This window comes from Rothia sp. 88186D007BW, assembly GCF_053544215.1.
The window spans coordinates 1-762 of record NZ_JBPPTR010000024.1; the positions used below are offsets into that span (position 1 = coordinate 1).

The 762-nt window shown below is 54.5% G+C and carries 1 protein-coding gene; it reads left to right on the forward strand.

Features of this window, described 5'->3' with window-relative positions; all coding sequences use genetic code 11:
- The coding region (locus ACEE09_RS09280; protein ID WP_449084095.1) for an IS256 family transposase at positions 1–725 on the forward strand (725 nt) is incomplete at its 5' end.
- Positions 726–762: the final 37 nt, after the last annotated feature.

The following is a 762-nucleotide window of genomic DNA, read 5'->3' on the forward strand; positions in this document are numbered from 1 at the left end:
ACCTGAAAGTCCGCGAAGGGCAGGTAAGCAACCGCCCCTTCTACGTGGCTATGGGAGTCAACGTCGAAGGCGCTAGGGATGTGTTAGGAATCTGGGCAGGCCCTGAAGGGGCAGGCGAATCAGCCAAATTCTGGCTACAGATCCTGACCGAGCTGAAGAACCGTGGCACCGCTGATATCTTCTACCTGGTCTGTGATGGGCTCACCGGCCTGCCTGAGGCCGTGAATGCGGTCTATGAACGCACGATTGTGCAAAACTGCGTCATTCACATGATCCGCAATTCCATGCATTACGCCCCCAGGCAGCACTGGGAGGCGATTTCCCGGGATTTGAAGCCGGTCTATCAGGCGGTGACCGAGCAGGCTGCACAGGCAGCTTTGGAGGCCTTTGGGCAGAAGTGGGATGAGAAGTACCCGGCTATTAGTGCTTTGTGGTGGCGTCGCTGGGAGGAATTTATTCCTTTTTTGTCGTATGAGATGGAGGTTCGTCGGGTGTTGTATTCGACGAATGCGATTGAGTCTTTGAATGCTAGGTTGCGGCGTTCTGCCAGGTCGCGTGGGCATTTTGTGTCTGAGGAGTCGGCTTTGAAGTTTATGTATTTGACGGTTCGGTCTTTGGATCCTTCAGGTGCTGGTGCTCGGCGGTGGATGACTCGGTGGAAGCCGGCGTTGAATGCTTTTGCTATTGTTTTTGGTGATCGGTTGCCGCAGGTGGCTGGTCGCTAGATTTGTTGTGGGTTTACACCGTTAATCTGACAGTCCC